Origin of the sequence: Peribacillus aracenensis (assembly GCF_025175645.1) — a bacterium.
GTDB lineage: Bacteria > Bacillota > Bacilli > Bacillales > DSM-1321 > Peribacillus > Peribacillus aracenensis.
Genome location: NZ_JANZMJ010000021.1, coordinates 1 through 23,856, shown reverse-complemented (window position 1 = coordinate 23,856; position 23,856 = coordinate 1). Strand labels below are relative to the sequence as shown.

At 40.9% G+C, this 23,856-nt stretch carries 24 protein-coding genes, 15 tRNA genes, 2 rRNA genes, 1 pseudogene and 1 riboswitch; of the genes and pseudogenes, 10 read left to right on the top strand and 32 right to left on the bottom strand.

The features are described 5' to 3' along the window. The first annotated feature begins 84 nt into the window (after positions 1–84). From N0M92_RS19140 to N0M92_RS19130, 3 genes are all read left to right on the top strand, one after another. On the top strand, positions 85–603 hold the full coding sequence (locus N0M92_RS19140; RefSeq protein ID WP_260287324.1) for a DUF2243 domain-containing protein: 519 nt from the start codon (positions 85–87) through the stop codon (positions 601–603). Beyond that, entirely contained in the window at positions 593–1,375 is a 783-nt protein-coding gene (locus N0M92_RS19135) for a cytochrome c oxidase assembly protein (RefSeq protein WP_260287323.1), read from the top strand. The genes N0M92_RS19140 and N0M92_RS19135 overlap by 11 nt, the downstream gene beginning before the upstream one ends. A 112-nt stretch (positions 1,376–1,487) precedes the next feature. After that, positions 1,488–1,853, top strand: a complete 366-nt coding sequence (locus N0M92_RS19130) for a carboxymuconolactone decarboxylase family protein (protein ID WP_098370871.1) — start codon at positions 1,488–1,490, stop codon at positions 1,851–1,853. 58 nt (positions 1,854–1,911) lie between these two features. Here N0M92_RS19130 and N0M92_RS19125 read toward each other — a convergent pair whose 3' ends face one another. The 8 genes and pseudogenes from N0M92_RS19125 to N0M92_RS19090 form a co-directional block, all read right to left on the bottom strand. Then, complete coding sequence (locus tag N0M92_RS19125) at positions 1,912–2,544, bottom strand: spore coat protein (RefSeq protein ID WP_260287322.1); 633 nt, start codon at positions 2,542–2,544, stop codon at positions 1,912–1,914. A gap of 460 nt (positions 2,545–3,004) precedes the next feature. Continuing rightward, on the bottom strand, positions 3,005–3,175 hold the full coding sequence (locus N0M92_RS19120) for a hypothetical protein (protein ID WP_260287321.1): 171 nt from the start codon (positions 3,173–3,175) through the stop codon (positions 3,005–3,007). A gap of 22 nt (positions 3,176–3,197) precedes the next feature. Next, positions 3,198–4,979, bottom strand: coding sequence for a phosphomethylpyrimidine synthase ThiC (gene thiC / locus N0M92_RS19115; RefSeq protein WP_260287319.1), 1,782 nt, complete (start codon positions 4,977–4,979; stop codon positions 3,198–3,200). 135 nt (positions 4,980–5,114) lie between these two features. Then, positions 5,115–5,229, bottom strand: a riboswitch (TPP riboswitch). A gap of 115 nt (positions 5,230–5,344) precedes the next feature. After that, entirely contained in the window at positions 5,345–6,133 is a 789-nt protein-coding gene (locus N0M92_RS19110; protein ID WP_260287317.1) for an HAD family hydrolase, read from the bottom strand. A 169-nt stretch (positions 6,134–6,302) separates the two neighbouring features. Continuing rightward, positions 6,303–6,836 carry a histidine phosphatase family protein gene (locus N0M92_RS19105; protein WP_260287316.1) on the bottom strand — a complete coding sequence of 178 codons (534 nt, stop codon included), beginning with the start codon at positions 6,834–6,836 and terminating at the stop codon, positions 6,303–6,305. Between the two features lie 234 nt (positions 6,837–7,070). After that, on the bottom strand, positions 7,071–7,523 hold the full coding sequence (locus N0M92_RS19100; RefSeq protein ID WP_260287315.1) for a hypothetical protein: 453 nt from the start codon (positions 7,521–7,523) through the stop codon (positions 7,071–7,073). A gap of 331 nt (positions 7,524–7,854) precedes the next feature. Then, positions 7,855–8,984, bottom strand: a pseudogene (locus tag N0M92_RS19095) (zinc-dependent alcohol dehydrogenase). Between the two features lie 157 nt (positions 8,985–9,141). Continuing rightward, the gene (locus N0M92_RS19090; RefSeq protein WP_397443881.1) at positions 9,142–10,071 is read right to left on the bottom strand and encodes a glycerophosphodiester phosphodiesterase; all 930 of its coding nucleotides are present in this window, start codon (positions 10,069–10,071) and stop codon (positions 9,142–9,144) included. A gap of 606 nt (positions 10,072–10,677) precedes the next feature. On the opposite strand from N0M92_RS19090, the gene N0M92_RS19085 reads away from it, so the two are divergent. After that, positions 10,678–11,904, top strand: coding sequence for an ATP-binding protein (locus N0M92_RS19085; protein WP_260287314.1), 1,227 nt, complete (start codon positions 10,678–10,680; stop codon positions 11,902–11,904). A gap of 60 nt (positions 11,905–11,964) precedes the next feature. Here the strand turns inward: N0M92_RS19085 and N0M92_RS19080 are convergent, their stop codons facing one another. Both N0M92_RS19080 and N0M92_RS19075 read right to left on the bottom strand, forming a co-directional pair. After that, positions 11,965–12,798, bottom strand: a complete 834-nt coding sequence (locus N0M92_RS19080; RefSeq protein ID WP_397443880.1) for an ABC transporter permease — start codon at positions 12,796–12,798, stop codon at positions 11,965–11,967. A 22-nt stretch (positions 12,799–12,820) separates the two neighbouring features. Then, on the bottom strand, positions 12,821–13,570 hold the full coding sequence (locus N0M92_RS19075) for an ABC transporter ATP-binding protein (protein ID WP_260287384.1): 750 nt from the start codon (positions 13,568–13,570) through the stop codon (positions 12,821–12,823). Between the two features lie 398 nt (positions 13,571–13,968). Between N0M92_RS19075 and N0M92_RS19070 the strand changes: the two genes are divergently transcribed. Together N0M92_RS19070 and N0M92_RS19065 are read left to right on the top strand one after the other, a co-directional pair. Then, entirely contained in the window at positions 13,969–14,958 is a 990-nt protein-coding gene (locus N0M92_RS19070; RefSeq protein WP_260287311.1) for an aliphatic sulfonate ABC transporter substrate-binding protein, read from the top strand. 30 nt (positions 14,959–14,988) lie between these two features. Continuing rightward, complete coding sequence (locus N0M92_RS19065; RefSeq protein WP_260287310.1) at positions 14,989–15,882, top strand: TauD/TfdA dioxygenase family protein; 894 nt, start codon at positions 14,989–14,991, stop codon at positions 15,880–15,882. Positions 15,883–16,039: 157 nt separating this feature from the next. Here N0M92_RS19065 and clpP read toward each other — a convergent pair whose 3' ends face one another. The 3 genes from clpP to N0M92_RS19050 form a co-directional block, all read right to left on the bottom strand. Further along, positions 16,040–16,624, bottom strand: a complete 585-nt coding sequence (gene clpP / locus N0M92_RS19060; protein WP_098370859.1) for an ATP-dependent Clp endopeptidase proteolytic subunit ClpP — start codon at positions 16,622–16,624, stop codon at positions 16,040–16,042. A gap of 30 nt (positions 16,625–16,654) precedes the next feature. Continuing rightward, on the bottom strand, positions 16,655–17,362 hold the full coding sequence (locus tag N0M92_RS19055) for a sigma-70 family RNA polymerase sigma factor (RefSeq protein WP_260287309.1): 708 nt from the start codon (positions 17,360–17,362) through the stop codon (positions 16,655–16,657). A gap of 427 nt (positions 17,363–17,789) precedes the next feature. Beyond that, positions 17,790–18,113, bottom strand: a complete 324-nt coding sequence (locus tag N0M92_RS19050) for a hypothetical protein (RefSeq protein ID WP_260287308.1) — start codon at positions 18,111–18,113, stop codon at positions 17,790–17,792. A 373-nt stretch (positions 18,114–18,486) separates the two neighbouring features. On the opposite strand from N0M92_RS19050, the gene N0M92_RS19045 reads away from it, so the two are divergent. Together N0M92_RS19045 and N0M92_RS19040 are read left to right on the top strand one after the other, a co-directional pair. Further along, a complete protein-coding gene (locus tag N0M92_RS19045) occupies positions 18,487–18,999 on the top strand; it encodes a tyrosine-type recombinase/integrase (RefSeq protein ID WP_260287383.1) in 513 nt (170 codons plus the stop codon). After that, a complete protein-coding gene (locus tag N0M92_RS19040) occupies positions 18,990–19,184 on the top strand; it encodes a hypothetical protein (protein ID WP_192207901.1) in 195 nt (64 codons plus the stop codon). Before N0M92_RS19045 ends, N0M92_RS19040 begins: the two co-directional genes overlap by 10 nt. Positions 19,185–19,439: 255 nt before the next feature. Here the strand turns inward: N0M92_RS19040 and glsA are convergent, their stop codons facing one another. Next, on the bottom strand, positions 19,440–20,381 hold the full coding sequence (glsA, locus tag N0M92_RS19035) for a glutaminase A (RefSeq protein WP_260287382.1): 942 nt from the start codon (positions 20,379–20,381) through the stop codon (positions 19,440–19,442). Between the two features lie 473 nt (positions 20,382–20,854). Here glsA and N0M92_RS19030 point away from each other — a divergent pair, with 473 nt between their 5' ends. Continuing rightward, on the top strand, positions 20,855–21,061 hold the full coding sequence (locus N0M92_RS19030) for a hypothetical protein (RefSeq protein WP_260287307.1): 207 nt from the start codon (positions 20,855–20,857) through the stop codon (positions 21,059–21,061). A 380-nt stretch (positions 21,062–21,441) separates the two neighbouring features. Next, positions 21,442–21,732, top strand: coding sequence for a hypothetical protein (locus N0M92_RS19025; protein WP_260287306.1), 291 nt, complete (start codon positions 21,442–21,444; stop codon positions 21,730–21,732). Positions 21,733–21,734: 2 nt separating this feature from the next. On the opposite strand, the gene N0M92_RS19020 is transcribed toward N0M92_RS19025, so the two are convergent. The 18 genes from N0M92_RS19020 to N0M92_RS18935 form a co-directional block, all read right to left on the bottom strand. Continuing rightward, positions 21,735–21,890 carry a hypothetical protein gene (locus N0M92_RS19020; protein ID WP_260287305.1) on the bottom strand — a complete coding sequence of 52 codons (156 nt, stop codon included), beginning with the start codon at positions 21,888–21,890 and terminating at the stop codon, positions 21,735–21,737. Between the two features lie 146 nt (positions 21,891–22,036). Next, positions 22,037–22,117: transfer RNA gene (locus tag N0M92_RS19015), tRNA-Leu, on the bottom strand. A gap of 8 nt (positions 22,118–22,125) precedes the next feature. Continuing rightward, a tRNA-Cys gene (locus tag N0M92_RS19010) sits at positions 22,126–22,199 on the bottom strand. Between the two features lie 8 nt (positions 22,200–22,207). Further along, a tRNA-Gly gene (locus N0M92_RS19005) sits at positions 22,208–22,282 on the bottom strand. A gap of 3 nt (positions 22,283–22,285) precedes the next feature. Then, positions 22,286–22,360: transfer RNA gene (locus tag N0M92_RS19000), tRNA-Gln, on the bottom strand. Between the two features lie 35 nt (positions 22,361–22,395). Continuing rightward, positions 22,396–22,471, bottom strand: a tRNA-His gene (locus tag N0M92_RS18995). Positions 22,472–22,488: 17 nt separating this feature from the next. Next, positions 22,489–22,562: transfer RNA gene (locus N0M92_RS18990), tRNA-Trp, on the bottom strand. Between the two features lie 10 nt (positions 22,563–22,572). Beyond that, positions 22,573–22,656, bottom strand: a tRNA-Tyr gene (locus tag N0M92_RS18985). 16 nt (positions 22,657–22,672) lie between these two features. Next, positions 22,673–22,748, bottom strand: a tRNA-Thr gene (locus N0M92_RS18980). A gap of 7 nt (positions 22,749–22,755) precedes the next feature. Beyond that, positions 22,756–22,831: transfer RNA gene (locus N0M92_RS18975), tRNA-Phe, on the bottom strand. A gap of 9 nt (positions 22,832–22,840) precedes the next feature. Continuing rightward, positions 22,841–22,916, bottom strand: a tRNA-Asp gene (locus N0M92_RS18970). A 5-nt stretch (positions 22,917–22,921) separates the two neighbouring features. Then, positions 22,922–22,995 (bottom strand) — tRNA-Met (locus N0M92_RS18965). 103 nt (positions 22,996–23,098) lie between these two features. Next, positions 23,099–23,174 (bottom strand) — tRNA-Val (locus N0M92_RS18960). 15 nt (positions 23,175–23,189) lie between these two features. Beyond that, a tRNA-Glu gene (locus N0M92_RS18955) sits at positions 23,190–23,264 on the bottom strand. A gap of 9 nt (positions 23,265–23,273) precedes the next feature. Next, positions 23,274–23,365 (bottom strand) — tRNA-Ser (locus N0M92_RS18950). A 5-nt stretch (positions 23,366–23,370) separates the two neighbouring features. After that, positions 23,371–23,445 (bottom strand) — tRNA-Asn (locus tag N0M92_RS18945). A gap of 9 nt (positions 23,446–23,454) precedes the next feature. Continuing rightward, positions 23,455–23,570 (bottom strand): 5S ribosomal RNA (gene rrf, locus N0M92_RS18940). A gap of 109 nt (positions 23,571–23,679) precedes the next feature. Further along, positions 23,680–23,856, bottom strand: a 23S ribosomal RNA gene (locus tag N0M92_RS18935); the annotation flags it as partial.

Here is a 23,856-nt window from a genome sequence, read left to right as displayed (position 1 = left end):
AACTTTACAATACAGGGTACAGTAGAAGAACCATATATAGGAAAACCAACCACATTATAAAGAAACTTAAAAGGAGGATGGAAAATGGATTTCAGGCCCCGAAATCAAAAAAATCAATCCATTTCAGAATTACGATATACTTATTCCGCTCGTAATCTATGGTCCGGTTTTCTATTCGGGATCGGATTGGTGGCATTCATCGATGAGCCCATCTTTCATCAACTATTACATTGGCATCATTTCTATGACAAGTCCACATCCAGCATCGGACTTGTCTCGGATGGTTTATTTCATGCCCTAAGCTGGTTCGCAACGGTCGGGTCTCTGTTCATGTTCGCTGACCTTCGCCGCCGAAAGGGATTATGGCTGAAAAGGTGGATAGGAGGAGTTTTGCTTGGGGCAGGTGCTTTTCAGTTATATGATGGGACCATCCAGCACAAGCTAATGCGTCTCCATCAAATCCGTTACAATGTCGATATTCTCCCATACGACTTGATTTGGAACATTGCAGCCGCAATCATGATACTGATCGGCATTACCATCGTCATTCAAACAAGAAGCAGCTTACTTAAAATGAAAGAAGACGGCCGCAATGCACAGTAATGGACATATTCATGATAATGGAACTGGTTTTGAACCGATTTTATTGATTCTTTTCTCACTTGTTATAGTTATTTATATCGCAGCTGTCGTATTTTCGAATCGCCGCTATAAAAAATGGCCCTTATACCGTACTTTCTTTTGGATTCTTGGCACCATCTGTGCAGCCTTTGCAATTATAGGTCCCATAGCCAATCGGGCGCATATGGACTTCACCGCGCACATGGTTGGTCATTTATTGCTTGGAATGATTGCACCAATTCTACTTGTGCTTGCTGCACCTATAACTCTTGCACTGCGAACACTTGATGTACAATCAGCAAGACGACTTTCAAAGTTGTTGAAAAGCTGGTCGCTGCGAATTTTAAGTCATCCAATCACTGCTTCCGCGCTTAATATTGGGGGACTCTGGATACTTTATACGACTGGGTTATATGGGTTGATGCATCAAAATTTTCTTCTACATGCCTTGGTGCATTTTCACGTGTTCATGGCCGGCTATCTATTCACTGCATCCATGATCTATATGGACCCTGCGCCACACAGGTTCAGCTTCATGTTTCGAGCTATCGTTTTTACAATTTCACTGGCCACCCATGATATCCTTTCTAAATATATTTTTGCCCACCCTCCAAGCGGAGTCACCAAGGAACAAGCGGAAAATGGAGGAATGCTAATGTACTATGCCGGTGATGCCATTGACGTTGCACTAATCTGCATCCTTTGCTATCAATGGTTCAAAGCCACCCGGCCTAAGGGTTCACTTGCCTTGTAGGAAGGACGGTTCCATGATTACTTTGGTAAACTCCATGTTTCTGTTTATTCATCCAGCATTTGGCTCATACTAATTTTTGATGAAAAAAATTTAGGATGGAGCTGAATGGAAAATGGAATTCGAAGCTAATAACTCTACTGAAAATGCTCTTCGTGATTATAAAGCTGGAATCGGCGTCTTTACGCATAAAATGCCTGATCTCGCAGAGAAATTCAATTCATTTACGGAAGAGTGCTTTAAAGAAGGTCAATTATCCCAGAAAGAAAAACAGCTTATCGCACTAGGAATAAGCTTATATTCTCAAGATGAATACTGTATTATCTATCATACAAAAGGATGTCTTGATCAAGGCTGTTCCGAACAAGAAATCCTTGAAGCCATTGGCGTGACCGCAGCATTTGGCGGAGGAGCCACCATGAGTCAGGCTGTAACCCTCGTCCAGGAATGCATCCAGGAAATAAATCAGATGAAACAATGATAAAGAAGGGATAGGAGAGTTAGTCCTATCCCTTCTTTAATGTTCTTAACAAATGCTTTTAATGACTCATATTGTTGTTATTTCCTTGTGCCGGTGCATACGAATTCAACATTTGTTGCATATCCTGCTGTGCAAGCTGTGGAACTTGGTAGTAATGATGTTTGTTTTGATATATCGAAATCTCATATGCCATTTCAATGCAGTTCGGAACGGAATCTGCAAATACGCGGCGAACCACCGGATTCGTTATTTCAAGCGCTGCCATTGCTTTCATGGATGCTGCAGACTTGACAGCTCCAAGCATCAAGCCTGAAATGCATTCATCCGTAATTTCCGAGACGGATTGCAAAGGTTTCTTTGGCTGCGTTGGTGTCAATCCATATATAAAATCGTTATCTTGATTCATTTTGTAGCTCTGGGTCCGTTTAGAAGGATCCTGGCCCGTTTGGAAGCACTCCAATGAGATATTATATTCATCTTGGATGAACTGATATTGACGATCCAAGATGTCAAGTAATTCCTGATCCTTGATATGCTGACGCAAAAGAGTATACGTGTTTAAAGTACCAATCGTTCCCGACAACACTTCATGTACATCGAATACTTCGTGACCACCGTGATTCATTTGTGGGGGAATGGCACCCGTTTGCATGTTCTGGTGTACTTGACCTTGCTGATATTGGTTTTGCATTGTATTTCCCTCCTCGTTTTATCAATGATGCGAACAAGTTTAGTATGTTGAACCCCAACTGGATTATTCACTCTAAACTCTTCCAAGAAGACCAATTAAGCTGCAGACATGTTTTCTGTATAAAAAAAACGTGACGTTTTAAACTATAAACACATTTATTTCAATGGGAGGATTTCTAATGACACATAAAATGCTTCTATTGTACTGATGAAACGGAAGAAAAAAATCCATGCCGTAACGTTTCAAGTTACTGACATGGATAGAAATGAAATGCTCTGTGATGAATGTTATCAAGAATGGCTACAAGGAATAACCTGTTAAGTATTAAACAGCATTTATATTTTCCAACTTTGTTTTAATGAATGAGCATAAAAATATCCCCTTAATCATGTTGACTTTGTGATTGAATGCCCCAACATGATTAAGGGGATTAGATAATGAAAGGACAATTAAGGCATCACTACCATTGCAGACTTTCGATTAAGTAGCACTTTGTACATTGCTGACTATAGTCATTCTGTACAAATTCATGATTACAATTCTCCCGAAAAATGTTCAGCTCTCTTTTCAGCTGTTCCAATTGAGTTTCCAACTGTTTCATTTCAACTTTTATCTGGATTACCCGATTCATCGAATTCTCCCTCTCGTCGGAATCATTGATAGATTTCCCCGTCCGTTTTCCTGAATTCATTCGCTTTTTCTTTAAGCCCTTCATCGATTACCGACTCAAAACCCAGACCCTTTTCCTTCGCCAGATCACGGATGTCCTGGGAGATTCTCATACTGCAGAATTTCGGGCCGCACATTGAACAGAAATGGGCAGTTTTGGCACCTTCAGCCGGTAGAGTTTCATCATGATATTCGACCGCCCTTTCAGGATCTAGGGAAAGATTGAATTGATCTCTCCAACGAAATTCGAATCTAGCCTTCGAAAGGGCATCATCCCGTTTTCTTGCATGCGGATGGCCTTTAGCAAGGTCAGCTGCGTGGGCCGCAATTTTATAAGTGATGACCCCTACCCGAACATCCTCTTTATTCGGAAGTCCCAAATGCTCTTTCGGTGTCACATAACAAAGCATGGCAGTTCCAAACCATCCAATCATGGCAGCACCAATCGCAGAAGTGATATGATCGTATCCAGGAGCTATATCCGTTGTCAATGGTCCCAGGGTATAGAATGGTGCTTCTTGACAGACTTCCAGCTGCTTATCCATATTTTCTTTAATCAAATGCATCGGTACGTGACCAGGGCCCTCCACCATGACTTGAACATCGTGCTTCCAAGCAATCTTCGTCAGTTCCCCAAGTGTTTCCAATTCAGCAAATTGTGCCTCATCGTTTGCATCTGCAATGGATCCAGGACGAAGGCCGTCACCTAATGAGAAAGAGACATCATATGCTTTCATGATTTCACAAATCTCTTCAAAGTGAGTATAGAGGAAACTTTCTTGGTGGTGGGCCAAGCACCATTGTGCCATGATGGAGCCCCCTCGGGAAACGATTCCCGTAACTCGCTTGGCTGTCATGGGGATGTATCGCAAAAGGACACCAGCGTGTATGGTGAAGTAATCGACACCTTGCTCAGCCTGCTCGATTAATGTATCCCGGAAAACTTCCCAATTTAAATCCTCCGCGACTCCATTCACTTTTTCCAATGCTTGATATATCGGAACCGTCCCAACTGGCACAGGTGAATTTCTGATAATCCATTCCCGGGTCGTGTGAATATTCTTCCCGGTGGAAAGATCCATTATATTGTCTGCACCCCATCGTGTAGCCCAAGTCATTTTCTCCACTTCAGCTTCGATCGATGAACTGACAGCCGAATTCCCAATATTCGCATTTATTTTCACATGAAAATTACGTCCGATGATCATGGGCTCACTTTCAGGATGGTTAATATTTGCCGGAATGATAGCCCGCCCGCTAGCTACCTCTTCTCTTACAAACTCAGGGGCCACATTTTCCCTGATCGAAATGAACTCCATTTCTGGAGTAATGATACCTTTACGGGCATAATGGAGCTGGGTTACGTTTTTCCCTTTCACTGCACGCAATGGTTTTCTGTTCAATCCCGGAAAAACTTCGGCATTGGATTGTGACTCAACTTTTTTATACCCGTTATCTTCGGGCTTTATTTCACGGCCATCATACTCTTCAACATCTTCCCGTTCCAGAACCCAGCTTCGTCTAATCGGGGCCAGTCCTTTACGAATATCAATGGGATAATCTGAATCCGTATAAAAACCGCTTGTGTCATAAACTCGTAAAGGCGGATTCTCTTCTTCTCCGAATGACCCTGTAGTCGGACTTAGCTTAATTTCACGCATAGGTACTTTAATATCAGGTCTAGACCCTTCAGCATACACTTTTTTACTCCCGGCAAAACTGGACATAATTGAAACGTTCATGTCATTTACAGAATTACTCATCATGATTTCATTTCTCCTTTTTAAGTTCATTTAAAAAGGACAAAATCCAATCCATTTCGCACGAAAAAGCCAGATCTCATATTTAAGACCCGGCTAACGTTAGTATGACTACAGAAATGACCAGTTGAAATGTCATTGTTTAGTAGATTCTAACTTCCCCACGCTGGTATGAACCAGATCAGGTCCTGAGGGTTAAGAAGCTTAAGCGCTTCTCTCTCAGCCCAACTTTTATTGGACACCCCTAGTCTGAATAATTTAATTGATTACAGGGTAACTATATATCACCCTTTTCATTCTGTAAATAATTTGAAAGACCTAATATTTTCATTACAACTCTCCAAAATCTGTTATTTGGAGAGGGCCATTAATTAATTCCCCAAGCTCTCAAGAATTGGGTAAAGCTCCTCTAAATGCTTGATTTCATAGGTTGGAATCACTTCATTCCGTTCCTTATCATGGCGATTTATCCAAACTGACTTTATGCCTACCCGTGATGCTCCAAGGATATCGGTCATTAAATTATCTCCGACCATCAATACTTCATCCTTATCAAGCTCCATGATTTCCAAAGCATGCTCAAAAATGGAGGCATCTGGTTTACCTCGTCCAAAAGCGCCTGAAATCACGATTTGGTCGAAATAAGGAACCAGTTCAGGCGTAATTTCAAGTTTGGTATTTTGCAGTTCAGGCGATCCATTCGTAAGCAATAGCAATTTGTACTTCCCTTTTAATTCATCGAGAACACGGAAGGACTCTTCATAGATAAATGGCTTTTTGCGTCTCTCGGCCGGAAAACGTTCTGCCAGTTCAAGCCCAAATTCCGGATCATCGATCCCTAATGCCTTCAAACCTCTCGTCCACGCTTCTTTCCGATAAGCCGGTGCAATCCCGGCCATCTTCCGGAATTCATCATGATCATCCTGAAAGTTTCCCCATAATCCCTCAAATGGGTTAATTCCGATCATTTTAGTGAATGCATATGTATCGTAAGAAGAATAAAGCTCACGTGCTTCCTTTCGCACAGCCTCTTCAAACTCGTCGACATTCAGGCCATATTTCTCCTTAGCCACTTCGCATGTGGCCACAAAAGCCTCTTTTACACTTTTCTGATCCCAAAGTAATGTATCATCTAAATCAAAAAAAACTGCCTTCAGCAAAATGTCCACCCCTCTTTCCCTATTATTGAATTCGTAGAAATTACACTATTACAATAATAAACCACAACCAATAAAAAAAGAATAACTATTCGGAAAATGAATTCCTCTTTCTTAAAATAAGCAAAAATGACTTACCCTTTCTGGTAGGAAACCTAATATATTCCCTTTATCATCTTTTAAATACATAAAGCTTTCCATTACTGGCAATCTTGAACTTTGGACCATTGAACCCCCGTCGTATCAGCTCTTTCCTCATATATACCATGAGGGCGGCATGACTCACGATCAGAACATCCCTGTCCCCCTTTGCTAAGACCTCATCCAATACTTTATTGATCCTTCGCTCAGCGATCTTAATTTCCGCCCTTGTCTGCTTGTTGATTACCGAGCAGCAGCGGATCCAGATGGCCCAAAGGATGAACGGCAGCTTAACCTTTCCTTTAAGTGGAGGGGAAGGTATTTCCCGCAGCTCCTCCATCCGATGAACCGTACCTGGATAGATATGTTCCGCTGTCTTGACAGCTCTCGACATATCACTGCAATAGCATTCCTGCCATTCCTCCACACCAAACAAAGTCGTTCCGTAAATGATATCCGCTGCATCATAGTCCTCAAACCATTGCCTCATATCATCCGCCGTAACAGGTCTCCCAGTGGGAAATTCATGTGCCACCTTAAAATGCCGTACCAAACCAATTTTCATATATTCTCCTTTTTAACTTTTAAAATATACATTTCGTTTTCTTGTAAAAGTCCTTATCAATATATTACCCTATGTAAAACCATAAAAAAATGTATGTTGCAACCATAAAAAACCTTACTGATCTCTTCTTGACATTGTGTATGCTTAAAAACTCTTACGGATTGTCTCACTATCAGCTTTTGATTATGATGGCATCAAAAAAAGAGAAAGCATTTCGCCTTCTCCAGTTTTGGTTTATTCTATGAATTGAAGTTCCGTTATCGTACATCTTTTCCTGAATTTATATTTCCCGCTTAAATCACTGAATTGATAATCATTGAGGGATTTCCTCAGTTGTTCCTTTAGCTTATCCACAGTGATTGATTCCTCAATTATCTCTTTCCAATTTTCCTTTCCTATTAACTCTTCGAACGGAATTGTAGCCAGGACTTCATCATATATCTGGATACTTTGATCGATGCCGAAGCTGCCATAGATACTGCCATTTTCATCAGCAAAGATATGCTCAGATTCCAATTCTTCCACCAATACTTCTAGATATTCCTTTGACTTAACAGGCTTGATGGCAATCTCTGCTTCCGCCGTTACAGGTCCCAATCTCTTATCGACGATCTCTATCGTCAATTTAACGTGAACGGGCGGATACCCAAACCCTTCACAAAGTTCTGCTGCCGAATTATATACCATCCATATATCCTCCTTTTGTCACTATTATTATATAATAAAAATACTCCATCTCATTACCCAAAACCCTTATTCAAGTTCACTTGGCAATGCATCTAATTATTAAATCAACTCTTCTTTTTGAGTCATATGCTCCTTCATCATCTGAAGGGTCAATCGTAACATTTCCGGAAAAAATCAGTGTAATCCTGATTTCTTCCGTTCAAAGGCATAATTACCATTCATATTTCACACCCATTTTATACGTTTATCCATAATACACCATTACCTATTTGCGAACATATCCAAAAATCCCAATGCATCTCCATGCATTGGAATTTTTATAAGCTTAAGATTAAGGCTTTAACACCACTTTAATGCATCCATCTTCGTGATCGTTAAAAATTTGATAAGCTTCACTCGCTTTTTCGAGAGGGACTTTATGAGATATGATTTCCGTAGGGTCGAACTTTCCATCCGTGATTTCATCAAAAAGCTTTGGCATGTAGTGAATGACTGGTGCTTGCCCCATTTTCAGGTTAATGTTCCTTTCAAATAAATTGCCTAATGGGAACATATTATACTTGGGTCCGTATACGCCAGTCAGTTGGATCGTACCGAATTTACGTACGGCGTTAAGTGCAATCTCGATCGCGCTTAACGTTCCGCCCTGAAGTTTCAGCTTTTGCTCAATCGCCTCGATCGTTGGTTTCTTGCCATCCATCCCATCGATGACCACATCAGCCCCGCCTGAAGTGATTTCCTTAATGTAGCTGCCCATATCGTTATACTCGTCGAATACGCCTCAACCTTATTCATCTGTTTTGCCTTATTGAGCCTATAAGGAAGATTGTCGATTGCAATGACCCTTTTTGCGCCTTTCATCCAAGCGAACTTCTGAGCCATCAAGCCAATCGGCCCACAAGCCAATTACCGCTACCGTATCATCTTTCTTGACGCCAGCATTCTCTACACTCCAATATGCGGTTGGCAGCACATCGGACATGAACAATAGTGCTTCATCTTCAAGTTCACATGACTCTGGTATGACAAACGGCATGAAGTTTCCATATGGGACCCTTAAATATTCTGCCTGCCCGCCTGGATAGTTCCCATATCGTTCCGTAAAACCAAAGTATCCGCCTGTATCCACCGCTTCATTTGGGTTGGAATTATCACATTGGCTCTCCATATCATGTTCACAATAATAACAGTGCCCTCAAGAAATGTTAAATGGCAGGACAACCCTGTCCCCTTTTTTCACCTTCGTTACTTCCGGACCCACTTCTTCAACGATGCCCATCGGTTCATGGCCAATGACATAATCCTTATGCGTGGACAAAGCACCCTGATATATATGGAGATCGGATCCGCAAATAGCCGTTGAAGTCACTCGGACGATGATTTCATCCTTTTGTGCAGTTTCGGATCTTCAACTTGTTTTACCTGTATCTCTTTTGCTCCTTGAAAAGTGACAGCTTTCATATCAACCTCCTAAAATATTTTTAATACATTTGATATACCGTCAAAAAAGACCACTAAGCCTAAGACCACCCAATTTCCCCACTAATCAAATGCCCTTCAATACAAAAAAAGCCCCGGAAAAACCGGGACTCACATATAAAGCAATTATTTAGTAACCTTATAAATTCCCATTTTCATTGTGACTATCATGTTTGTACTCTCTTAGTACCTCGCTGAATACATCAGGATAATTAGTGAACAGCCCCGTTGCACCCCATTCAAGAGCCTTTTTCATATCCGCTCTATTATTTACTGTATATGGATGGAATTGAAGGTCATGACTGCGAACCATCTTCACATATTGTCCGTCAACCTTATTGAAGTTCGGGCCAACGCCAATTGCATATTCCTTAACGGATTCCAATTCTTCATCGGAAATGGTTGCTGGGTTCTTATAAGAATAGAGTTGCACAAGCGGTAACTTTGGATTCATGTCATGAACCTTCATAAGGCTTTCTTTACTGAACGATTGTATTAATACATTCTTGGTACGGCCTTTTGAATCCACCATTTTATATTCTTCCAGAACCTGCAGAAGTTCTTCTTCCATTCCTGGATATACTTCAGGGGACTTTGTTTCGATATAGTAATTGGCCTGCTTTCCGAACTTCTTAAAGACTTCTTCAAGAGTGGGAACCTTTACCCCTTCATATACCTCTTTTGCCAATTGCGGATTTTGTTCATTGAACCATGAACCGGCATCCAATTTCTTGATTTCTGACAGCGTTAAATCCTTCACCAGACCTGTACCATTCGTTGTACGATCCACCTTTTCATCATGCATGGCTATCAATCTTCCATCCTTGGTCATCTGAAGATCGATTTCTATGTAGTCACCTTTCATTTGTTCTCCCAATTGATAAGCGGGAATGGTATGTTCAGGTGCATGGCCAGAAGCTCCCCGATGTGCAATATTCACGATTTTCTTCTCATAAATAGATGAATTGGAATGACTTCCATTTGCAGCTGAGGCCCCCATGGAAGTAGCTTGCAATATAAAAGCCGCACTCATCATACAAAAGCCGAATTTCTTTAAATTCGTTTTCATTTTCCCTCTCCCCCTCCTATTATTACCATCATTTTAGAAGGGGAATGTGAATCTACAGCTAATATAATGTAAAGAAATCATATTCTAGTAAAAATGAGTAAAATAACCTATCGAACAATTGCCCCCGTGCATTCATAAATCCGCTAAAAGCCTCTTTTTCTAAAAAAATCATAAATGAAAAATGTGCTAAACATGGATACTGGTAATCCAATAAGAAAATATAAAAAGTTTCTTGGCATGTACATATTGAAATAGTATTAAAAAACAGTCTCCCAAATACCAACAACTAAGTATTTCCAAACTTCCATTCTTCGCGGTCTTTAACGATTTCATTATCGTTCATCCCCATTAGGGCTAGTTCTTTAAGTCTTACACATCCATACTAAACCAAAAACAAACCCAATAAAACCCATATATTAGATCAGATGTGCCAATGTTGACATACTAAGTGAGCATGGATAGATATGTTCCTAACTCCTTGACCTCCCCTTCCGGTACTATATAGAAAAACTATCGATGGCAACACCTATCTTTTTCTGATTTACAAAAAACTAGTATCATATTACTATTAAACAAACAAACAGAATATTAATATTAAGGGGAATTATGTTAAAAAATTATCAATATTATCAAAACAAACACCGATTTATACTGAAAGCATTCATGGCAATGATATCCCTTTTACTATTAGTTGGGATTTCTGTATCACCTATAAGTTGGAAAGATAATCCCTACGAGATGATATTGCAGGTCATTTTAATATCGGGGATGATAATTTCTCTGTTATTTTACTTAAAAACTGAAGTCAATTTTTATAAAACCCTATTCATTTTCTTAATTACTGTTTATTTATATGGGAAATTCTTGATATTCCCAGACACCGCAATCATGTTGGCTTTATTTGCTTTAGCACCCTTGATTCCCATTTTTCTCTTTGATAAAATCGGGTTTTATATTGTCGCCACTTTAAATTTCATATTAGGTCCCGCTTCCATCTTGATCATTTCAAAAACAGACCTTCAAAACACTTATGAATATGTCGCTTTGGATAGTTTCGGCAACACGCTTAATTTCATCGCCATACAAATCATATTGGTATTCGTATTCATAGGAACCAATAATAGGGTGGAATCCACGAATGCATTTCACAAGGAAATACAGCAGGCCAAGCAACTGAACTCAATTGGACAGCTCGCTGCCACCATTGCACATGAGATACGTAATCCGATTACAGTCGTGAAAGGGTTTGCCCAGTTATTAGACCAAGAGAAGGAACTGAATGAAACGGAAAAATTTTATGTACAGACCATGCTCACAGAACTCGAATATACACAAGTGATAATCAATGATTATTTGTCTTTGGCAAAACCGCAAACGGATAATGTAGAGGTCATTCCTTTAAATTTCGAGATCCAAAAGATTTCCGATCTATTAACGAGTTTCGCCAATAATCGAAACATAGGCTTTCTCTTGGATTTCCGTGACGATTTGCACATTAACATGAATCCCATCGAGCTTAAACAGATACTGGTCAATATCATAAAAAATGGAATTGAATCAATGAACAATCCCGGATTCATCAAAGTGGAAACAGAGCAGGAAGGCACTATGGCAAAAATACGAATAACGGATACAGGTATGGGCCTCTCCAAAAAACAGCTTGAAATACTCGGTACCCCTTTTTATTCGCTTAAAGACAGGGGAACAGGTATCGGACTGACCGTTTGTTATTCCATCGTTCAAAAATACAAAGGGAAGATCGTGGTGCAGAGCGAATTGAACAAAGGAACCTCCTTCACCATTTATTTGCCCTTACATAGAGAAATAGATTAAACAAACATTACCAAACATAAAAAGGATGACCTCCCAAAACCGGGCGGTCATCCTTTTCATTTAGGCTTTAAAACTATCTTGCCATTTCAGTAAATGATTTTCTAAAAAGCGGACAAACGAATCGGAGATTTTGCCAGCGAGGGCAAAAATGATGATGCCTACGAATACGACGTCCGTCTGCATGAATGAACGGGCATCCTGGATCATGAAGCCCACCCCTCTATCCGCACCCAACAATTCAGCTACGACCAGGCACATCCAAGCCGCACTTAAGGCTAAACGGATACCAAGCAATATGTTTGGCAAAGCTGCCGGAATCATGAGCTTCGTTATTTGTTCCAGACGGCTAAACTCTAAAATTCGGGCAACATCGTATAGTTTTTTATCCACATTCCGAAGGCCCAAAAAAGTTTGTAAATATAGAGGAAAAAAAGCACCTAAAGCAATAAGCAGCACTTTGGATAGTTCACCAAACCCGAACCACATAATGAATAAAGGGGTAATCGCAAGTAAAGGAACCGTTCGTAACATTTGAATGCTCGGATTAAGATATTCTTCGGATTTTTTTTGCATGCCCACGATGACTCCTAGCAATAAGCCTAAAAAACCACCTAATGCAAAGCCAAGAAGAGCCCGCGTTAAACTGATTTGTAAATGCATGCCCATTTCCCCTGACCGAACGAGATCAATGAAAGTCGTGACGATCAATAAAGGAGATGAGAATAATTGGGCAGGCAGGACGCCAACCGAACCTAATGATTGCCATGCAATCAACACGACAACGGGAAGGAACGAACCCCGCAATGCTGATTTGGCAAGTTGGGATTGTTTTTTCGTTTTCCTTATGACAAGCGACTTGTTTTGAGCAACGGTCTGTGTAGACATATTTTTCATCCTTCCTTTTTTCAAAAATTAATTAAATGCTCCAATCTTCCCTTTCTTCCGGATGATGATCAAGTTGGGTTAAAATGACGGTCCTGAATTCCTGAAACGCTTTGCTTGTTCGAGTTCTTGGATATGGTAAATCAATTGGAACGATAGCTTTAATCCGTCCAGGCTTTGCCTCCATGACTACCACTTTGCTCGATAAAAAGATGGATTCATCAATATCATGTGTGACTAGCACCATCGTTGTCATATTCCTCTCCCATATTTCTAGTAAAGCCTCTTGAAGATGCATTCGCGTGAAGGCATCCAATGCACCGAATGGCTCATCCAGCAATAAAACTTCAGGATTACGTAATAAGGCCCTGGCAATGGCAACACGCTGCGACATTCCACCGGATAATTGGCGTGGGTACGCCTTTTCAAATCCTTTTAGCTTAACAAGTGAAATTAAATCATCCACTCTTTTTCTGATGTCCGTTTTTTTTAATGGAAGGTTACCTGCAATATTTTTCTCCACATTCAGCCATGGAAATAAGCGGTGCTCCTGAAAAATGAAACCACGGTCTTTAGAAGGGGCGCTAACCGGATGATCCCCTGCTATGATCGTGCCGTCAAAGTCTGAATCGAGTCCTGCGATCAGCTTTAATAATGTGCTTTTCCCGCAGCCGCTCGGACCAATGATGGTAACGAACTCACCATTTTTGACGTGCAGATTTAAATTATCCAAAACATGGACACTTTCATTATCATTCTTAAATGTTTTGCTTACATGATTCATTTCTAACGTCGCTACCAATAACCTCACCCTTTCTCAAATAAAAAAAATAGAGATCCAGCAATAAGGCACATATTGTCCCTTTGCTGAATCTCTAGTTAACTAGTCGATTCAATATTTCATTTTATATTAACTTATCGATTATTTATAATCAACACTCAATACCAATTTATTTTATCGGATTAATTATAAATAGTAATTGACAGATTATTCTAACACCTGCTAAGATGCATTCATACACAAATCCGCTTCACAAAAAACCATTTAAATATAGGTCATGTGAATCAACTGGACTACCGGAGATTCAATGAAGAGTAACCCTGCATACTCTTCGTTGAATCTCTTTTCGTCATTAATCTGACTATCCAGATGTGGTAAGTGTAATAAAAAGGAGGGAATTCATGAAGGAATACCGTAACAAGTTAACCGCCGTATTGCTTGCCATCATTAGCATTGCTGTATTGGCAGGTTGCAATTCCGATGCCGGCAAGGCTTCCGGGAAAAGTGATCCACTTAAAGTTCATATTGCCCTAAATGGAAAGATGGGGCCATTGGTCATTGCAAAGGAAAAGGGGTTGTTCGACGAAGAGTTTTCTAAACTGGATGCCCAAATCGAGTGGAGTGAATTCCCGAGTGGTCCCCCGCTTTTGGAATCCCTCGCTTCCAATCGGGTTGACCTATCTTTTTTAGGGGATGGTGCACTGATTGCCGGAATTGATAAGAATCTGCCATTTGAAGTGATTGCACAAACGGGTCGAGGTGAGTCATCTGTCCGGATCCTGGCTCAGCCAGATGGAGACATTAAGAAGATTGAAGACTTAAAGGGAAAAACAGTCGGTGTTGCCTCCGGGACAACAGGTCATGTGTATTTAATCAAGGCATTGAAAGCACATGGTTTAACGATTGATGATATTAAACTCATCAATTTACAACCGGATGATGCCCAATCCGCTTTTGAAACCAAACAATTGGACGCCTGGGCGATTTGGAACCCTTATTACCTTAATAATATTGAAAAAAGGAATGCAGTCGCACTTAAAGTAAAAGAAAAAATATTAGCTCCTGGTGCAATCATTGCACGTAACGAATTTGCAAAAGCACATCCAGAAATTGTCGAGGCCTATTTAAAGGTTTATAAAAAAGCTGCCGACTGGCAAATTGCAAATCCCGATGGGGCCTCTGAAATTTATTCTAAAGAAACTAAATTGCCTGTGAGCACAGTCAAGAAAATAATAACGGCTGAAGAACCAAATATCTACTTTACCGATGATGCCATTAAGGCACAACAAGAATCAATCGATACTTTAGCTGGTGTGGGTTATATCAAGAAATCATTTAATTTTAAAAACCAGATCCACAATGAATACATTGATGAAGCTTTTAAAAAATAAAAAAACATACCTTACAGGAGGAGATTGATTATGACGGAAACTAAAACACAACAATTAAAAGTGGTACCCGTAGCAGGAAGGATTGGAGCGGAAATTCAAGGAGTCCAATTAAGCGGGGACTTGGATTTAGCTATTTTCAATGAAATCAAACAAGCGTTAAACGATCATAAAGTCGTATTCTTCAAGGGTCAAAACCATTTGGACGATGCCAGCCAAGAGGCATTTGCCAAACTATTGGGTGAACCTTATGCGCATCCTACAGTACCGGTAAAAGACAATACTAACTATATTTTCGAACTTGATTCCGAACGGGGTGCTAAAGCAAACCATTGGCATACTGATGTCACTTTTGTTCCAGAAGTTCCTAAATACTCTGTTTTAAGAGGTGTAACCATCCCTGATGTTGGCGGCGATACAGTATGGGCAAATACGAATAAAGCATATGAGGAACTGCCGGAGGGATTGAAGAAATTAGCGGATGAACTATGGGCGATCCATACAAATGAATATGATTATGCACAATTCAAACCAGCCGAAAACATTGATGATGAGGTTAAAAAGAAATATCGTGATATATTCGAATCGACCATTTATAAAACAAGGCACCCAGTCGTTCACGTGCACGCAGAAACCGGAAAAAGACATTTATTATTAGGTGGCTTTGCCGGCAGAGTTGAAGGATATACAACAAGTGAATCTGAAAGATTATTAAGCATCTTCGATTCATACGTCACGCGCTTGGAAAATACCGTGCGTTGGCAATGGAGTGAAGGGGACGTGGTCATTTGGGATAACCTAGCCACGCAGCATTACGCTATTGCCGATTACGGGGACCAGCACCGCGTCGTTCGCAGGGTCACAGTAGGAAAAGACGTTCCCGTAAACAAGGAGAACGAGTCTAGCAAACTAATTATTAAGAAATAAAACTCATGTATGGAATGTAAGGTTCCATTACTTGGCTGCCTCATGGGCGAATGACCGAATTGTAAGGTAAAAAAGAAACTGCCGATTAGATATCGACAGTTTCTTTTCGTTTTCATTCAGCTTATTTTTGACCTCACCGAGGGCACTTTTATCAGGATTAATTATCCTGAACGATTATTTCATCGATTATACCGTAATCCTTCGCCTCTATTGCGCTTAAGAAGTAATCGCGATCGGTGTCCTTCGCCACCTTTTCGATAGGCTGCCCAGTCCTTTCCGAGATGATTTGATTGATATGATCCTTTAGTTTCAAAATCCTTCGGGCAGAAATTTCAATTTCCGTGGCTTGCCCCCTCGCCCCGCCAAGCGGTTGATGAAGCATGATTTCACTATTCGGCAAAGCGCACCGTTTCCCTTTCGTACCCGCCAATAAAAGCATGGCACCGAATGATGCAGCCATCCCCGTACATACAGTCCGGATATCAGGCTTAATATATTGCATCGTATCATAAATGGCGAAACCGGCACTGGTCGATCCCCCCGGACTGTTTATGAAAATGGTAATTTCCTTCTCAGGTGCATCTGCTGCCAAGAATAACAATTGGGCAACCACGCTATTGGCTAAATGATCGGTGATTTCTTCCCCAATCATGATGATACGGTCTTTTAGAAGTCTGGAATAAATATCATACGAGCGCTCACCCTTGCCTGATTGCTCAATTACATATGGAATTGTGGTCATATCTCTTCTTCCTCCTATCAATGATATTGGCTATGCAGCCATTGAGAGTGTGTTTGAAGGAGTGAAGCTTGATTTGGAAAGAATCGAACGATTCATCAGTTTAGGAATCATCGATTCACTGTTCAGGGATTTGAAAGATGGGATGCTTCTAATGAGGATATCAGGATTCTGGGCTTTTAAAGCCTGTGTCATCAGGGACATGAGCCGCTGTTCCTCATCATCTAGCCAATCTTCCACACAAGACAACTTACGCTCTTCAGCCTCATCGGCAAAACGCTTTTTCACACGGTTCAAGATTGCCTTTACAGCTGTTTCCGTCGTGTGCAAATATTCTGATATTTCCTTTGACCGATAGAGGAATCCTTCCTTTAACAGGAAAACAACGGCTTGTTTCGGGGTAAGTGACTTTATTATATATTCAACCGTTTCAAAGGCATTTTCCCCAACTGATCCCTGTTGTTCGGTATCCAACAGTTCGTCAAATGATTCTTTTTTTCTTTTTCGTATTGTATCAATCCAGGAATGGCGGGCTATCGTTTTCAATAAAGCCGTTGTTATCTCGGTTTTCTTACCATAGCCCTGCATTGCCTTCAATATCGTTTCCTGTGCCAAATCATCCCCATCCCAATTATTTTGGGTCAGGAATCGGCAAAACCGAAGCAATTCAGGATAGACTTCACGCAAGATCGCGCCGTTATCCTTTTCTTCAAAATTATCTTCCCTTAACTTATTTATCATTTTTCTCACTCCTTCAACACCCTCTATCCTATAAACGTTTCAGAATGAGAAAAAGATATGGGGGTGGAAAATTTTCCTTCATTCTTCTTTATATTCTATTCCATTTTTTCCATTGGATTTCCTTTCATACTAAAAACCTGTTTGGTCAAGATCCAAACAGGCCATTGTCAATGTTCTATATGCAACAGATATGGCCTCCCCCCTGTGTACCCGTTCGTCACCAATCATTTCGGCGAAGCCTTATTTTCCAAAACACTTATATTCCCGTGAATTCGGCTCCGTTCCATTGAGCCAACCAGCTTTTGGATGTCCCCCGCTCACGGAAATGTTCGGCTATATATCCTTCCCTTTTCGCTAAACCCCTGATGTCCAGAATCCTTTTTGTCCTGAACTTCAAATATACGGTTGATCCATAGGAACTCTACTCCTATTCCAAGTGTTCAATGCATTCAACCGTATATTCGCTAGGTTCCAGAACGTCTACTTCAATACCAAACCAACTGGAGGTGCGACTTTCATTAGCGCTATCTTTACAATAGTTCACCAAAGAACCTGCTGGCTTCTCTTCTTGATCGCTCATCTCTTCAAAATTAACGGATTGCTCGTTATGACGCCCGCCGCTGTCTAACTTTTCCTTCTCCAAGTCTGCGAACATGAACATACAGTAAAAAACCGCAACCATTATTGCCATAGTAAACACCCTTGACATTAAAGGCAGTAACTTTTTCAATATAACTAAACCTCTCTTCATGTTGGTTACCCCAATCCTGTTAAAGCATAATAAATTCAGAATGAATTAATTCATCTATTAAATATCCATCAAAACGTCAGTTTAGAAGAATATTCCTATAGATTCATTATATCAAGTTCCAGAAGTTTTTAATGCCATTATTCTGCCTTAATACGAATAAACAACTAAAATTCTCCTAACCGTGGACAGTCCAAAAAATATCAATTTACACATCACATTGACTTCCATCCTTTTCAAGTGTTACTCTTAAATTAATAAAAAAGTATACATTCAAAACACTGATTCCATTAGCATGAAATAAGGGTGATCTCATTTGCCAAAAGAACATTTAATTGACGTTCAACCAATCAGATCATTGGAAAAATTAGATGATATGAAATGGTCACTGAAGAGACATTGCAGCGAGAGAGACTACATATTGTTTCTGTTAGGCATTAATACCGGCTTGCGTGTGTCTGATTTATTATCGCTGAAGATAAAGGACATTAAAGGTAAGATGGAGGTCATCATCAAGGAAGGCAAAACAAAAAAGCCAAGAATAATACAGCTTAATAATGTATGTAATGAATTGGCAGCCTATATAGCGACCATCGATGGTGAATGGCTATTCCCTTCACGCAAGGGTGATAAGCCAATTAGCAAGATACAGGCATACAGACAGCTTAATAAAGCAGCGGACATGGTGGACATCGAGGGCGTCGGTACCCATACCATGCGGAAAACGTTCGGGTACTGGCACTATAAACGAAGTGAGGACCTTGCTGAATTACAAGCGATCCTTAATCATTCACATCCTGAAGTTACACTAAAGTACATTGGGATTGTTGATGAAGGAACAGAGGACAGCTTAAATGATATTATGGGAGGACGGAAGAAATGTCACTGACTGAATACAATGCAAAATATGAATCCATCATTCGAAGCAATATTTCCGATAGGCAAAAGGCATTGAAATTAGCTGATTTAATGACCGATATGGAAGGCCACCTAAGAAATGACATCGGGGAACATCGAAATAAAGAGGTACATGCATTATATAAAAAAGTATCTCTCCTATCCAACTTGTTATGATCACCTTAAGACCCTTGCCGAATGTGCAGAGGTCCCTTTTTTTGCCGTGAAAGTGAGTGATTTGTTCCTTTCAGGCTTTAGACTGCTGTACCAATCGTATCTGATAGGCCTTTTCCTGTAGGACCACACCAAACAAACGAAATAGCTCTTATTCCAAGCTTTATTCTCTCTCCTCTCTGACTTTCCTTAGCCAGACAACATCCGAATGAAAAATAACTTCATTAATATCGTCGCCCCACCGCTAATGGTCAAGGTTTAAAAATTAAACATACTTAAAGAATACTTTTTCGCCATCATTTCCAAGATTTTTATCCCTGCAACGCTGTTCCCCTTCTCATCCAGCGCTGCACCATAAATTCCAATCCCACATTTTCCGGGAACGGCCCCCATGATTCCCCCTGACACACCGCTTTTTGCCGGTATGCCAACGTTGATGGCAAATTCACCTGATGCGTTATACATGCCGCAAGTGACCATGAATGTCTTGCAAATACGGGCAATATCCCCGGGGATGATTTGCTTTCCCGTCAACAAATCTTTCCCATTCATGGCCAGCACACAGCCTATCCTCGCCAAATCCTGACTATCCATTTCAATGGCACACTGCTTCGAGTACAATTCGATTAAGTCCTCCACATCCTCATTTATTACATTATGCTGCTTTAAAAAATAGCTTAACGACCTATTTAAGTCTGCTGTATTGTATTCTGACCGGGCTACATCTTCATTAAAACCAATCGTGGGATTTTGTGTCAATTCCCGGATAAAATCTAAAATACGCAGAAATCGTTCATTCACACTATCACCTGCGATCATGTGGGTCACAGTCAATGCTCCTGCATTGATCATCGGATTTAACGGTTTGGATGGCTTGTTTGTCTCTAACTTGGCAATCGAATTGAAAGGGTCACCAGTGGGTTCCTTTCCTACATAGGAAAAGACATATTCCCCCCCTTTTTCCATTAATACAAGAGCAAGTGTCAAAACTTTTGATATGCTTTGCAGTGTCATTTTCCCACTTACATCCCCCGCACAATATCCTTTTCCGTCAGGATAGTAAATAGCAACAGATAAATCCCCAGGATTCGCCTTTTCAAGAGCCGGTATATAGTCTGCCACCTTTCCTAAATTTGTATATTCTTTTGCCTGATCGACCAGTTGCTGTAACTCGTCATTGGACCTGCATTGACATCCCATATTGTTCACAATTTGCCGCCCCTTAGGAAATTTGTTATTTGTCGTGTTCTTAAATAGTGGTTTTTTATTTATTACCATATTTCATTGATATTATTTAGAAAAAGTACGAAGCGGAAAATAAATAGAAGTAAGGTTAAAGGAGCTAATTTCCTAGTTGATAACGGGGCTAGTGCATCATGTCTCAATTTGAACATTCTAACAACACAATAACACACTCCTATGCAGAACATGATTCTGCATTGCTTTGGTGGTGTTAAAGACAAAGAAAAACAACAACATATACAGGCAACAGTCAAGCAGTAAGACAGCTAAGCTAACGCCATGTAAAAAAATCAGGAGCAACTTCCCTGATCTTTAAAGAAGATCTAATTGAAAAAAGAAGGAATTAGACGCGCTCAGACGGAAATATAGACCATACGAATATTATTAAGCTTTCATATGTCTTTCACACTTGAAGGAAAGTAGGAAAAGCCATGGGAAAATCGAATAGTTTACAAGAAATCTATAACGCCAACCGTCCAGAAAATAATGAACTTTTCCGAGCTATACAACAGCATCTGCAAATGAAGCACCCAGACAAACGAATGACAGCTACGAGAACATTGCAAATAATTGTGGCTGATAGTGTTTCATTCGGAGAGCTGCGTAATGTGGAAGCCCGCCTTCTTCACAGTCAATAAGGATCTGTTGTTTTATATGCCCTTCGATTTAAACACAGAAAGGAACTCATCAATGAAAGAATCTCTAAAAAGATTCTAAAACATTCGTCTTAATCGTGTCACTTGTGACATTGGCTTTTTGATGCTCAACCAGGTCTAGTAATCTAGCTTAAATCAACATGTCACATGTAAGTTGGTTCGTTTCGTAAACTCAGCAACATTCATTCCCAATCACTTTTGCCTTTGTAATAGCCTGTTTTCGTTTTACTCAATTTGAGTCCGGATTTACTTTCAATTGGTGAGTTAAAATGCTCATAAGATAAAGATTGACAACATTTTTATCGTGACTCATACTAGAAATGAATTAATGACAGAATATTGAGAATAGTGGAGGGGTAAGTATGAATAAGATTTTTGTTCCTAACGCAATCACCACTTTAACAAATCTTTTCTACAATTCGACTACAATGAATGAGTATTTAGCAATGAGAACCGCTCAATTCTACATTGAAGACCTGAAGCTACTGCAAGACGTGGAAGCTGTTGCCCTGGCAATCGAAAATCAAAATGCTTTCGCTTTAATGTCTAAATTTAAATTATTTGATTATAAGGCTGCCGAAGAAATTGAAATCGCCCTATCCTCTTCTGGCTATACGGAAGCGGCGCTAAATGCTATTAATATTGAAATCTAAATTTATTGTTTTGGAACGAATGGAGTTAATGCTCTTTCCATTCGTTTTTTATTTTCTTCATTAGAACAAACGTACTCTATACTATTGCTGATCAAATAATTTTTAAATGGAGAATATTTCTTATCACTCCCCGCAATATCTATGGCACCTGAATTCATGTATCGCCTTCATTCTTGAGTGATGAATCAATGCACAATATCCCGCACATTATTTGTACATATGTTATAGTGCGTCATAAACACAAAAAAGCTTCACACAATTATGTGTGAAGCTTTTTGTAATAGCGATTTTTCGCTATTCTTGATACCGGTGGCCGGGGTCGAACCGGCACTCCAGAGGAACACGATTTTGAGTCGTGCGCGTCTGCCAATTCCGCCACACCGGCATGTATGTTGGAGGCGGCAACCGGAATCGAACCGGTGGTAAAGGTTTTGCAGACCTCTGCCTTACCGCTTGGCTATGCCGCCAACGTTTTTGGAGCGAAAGACGGGATTCGAACCCGCGACCCCAACCTTGGCAAGGTTGTATTCTACCACTGAACTACTTTCGCATATGGCTGGGCTAGAAGGGATCGAACCTTCGCATGACGGAATCAAAATCCGTTGCCTTACCGCTTGGCTATAGCCCATTAACGTTGTAATCATTATACCATGTTTTATTAAATGGGGCGACTGATGGGAATCGAACCCACGAATGCCTGAACCACAATCAGGTGCGTTAACCACTTCGCCACAATCGCCATTATAGGATTGAAATTGGCAGGGGTAGTAGGAATCGAACCCACACTGGAGGTTTTGGAGACCTCTGTTCTACCTTTAAACTATACCCCTGTAAGAAAGATGGTGGAGGGGGGCAGATTCGAACTGCCGAACCCGAAGGAGCGGATTTACAGTCCGCCGCGTTTAGCCACTTCGCTACCCCTCCGCATATGGATGAAACATGGTGCCGGCAAGAGGACTTGAACCCCCAACCTACTGATTACAAGTCAGTTGCTCTACCAGTTGAGCTACACCGGCACTACTATGGTGGCTCAGGACGGAATCGAACCGCCGACACAAGGATTTTCAGTCCTTTGCTCTACCGACTGAGCTACTGAGCCAAACAATAATGGCGGTCCCGACGGGAATCGAACCCGCGATCTCCTGCGTGACAGGCAGGCATGTTAACCGCTACACCACGGGACCATAGATTGCGGGGACAGGATTTGAACCTGCGACCTTCGGGTTATGAGCCCGACGAGCTACCGGACTGCTCCACCCCGCGACGGTAATAATGTTACTATTATGAATCAAGTTTTCGTGTTGAGCGTTTCAATGGGATGAATGATCAATCCTTTATACAGAAACAACCTGATCTTATTGAATAATGGTGGAGGATGACGGGATCGAACCGCCGACCCTCTGCTTGTAAGGCAGATGCTCTCCCAGCTGAGCTAATCCTCCAATATGTTGTCTAAATGGTGACCCGTACGGGATTCGAACCCGTGTTACCGCCGTGAAAGGGCGGTGTCTTAACCGCTTGACCAACGGGCCAGGTTTAAATGGCGGAGAGCAAGGGATTTGAACCCTTGAGACAGGGTTACCCGTCTACACGATTTCCAATCGTGCTCCTTCGGCCACTCGGACAGCTCTCCAATAATGGCTCCGCAGGTAGGACTCGAACCTACGACCGTTCGGTTAACAGCCGAATGCTCTACCACTGAGCTACTGCGGAACAATATAAGCTTGGCGACGTCCTACTCTCACAGGGGGAAACCCCCAACTACCATCGGCGCTGAAGAGCTTAACTGCCGTGTTCGGAATGGGAACGGGTGTGACCTCTTCGCTATCGTCACCAAACATTTTTTCAAGACATATATTATTATAACGTCTTTTTGAGAAAATGCAAGAAGAAATTTTCATTCCTTCAAAACTAGATAATAAGAAGGTATTTCATTTTTTTAAAGCGTTGGTTAAGTCCTCGATCTATTAGTATCAGTCAGCTCCACATGTCGCCACGCTTCCACCTCTGACCTATCAACCTGATCATCTTTCAGGGATCTTACTAGCTTGCGCCATGGGAAATCTCATCTTGAGGGGGGCTTCATGCTTAGATGCTTTCAGCACTTATCCCGTCCGCACGTAG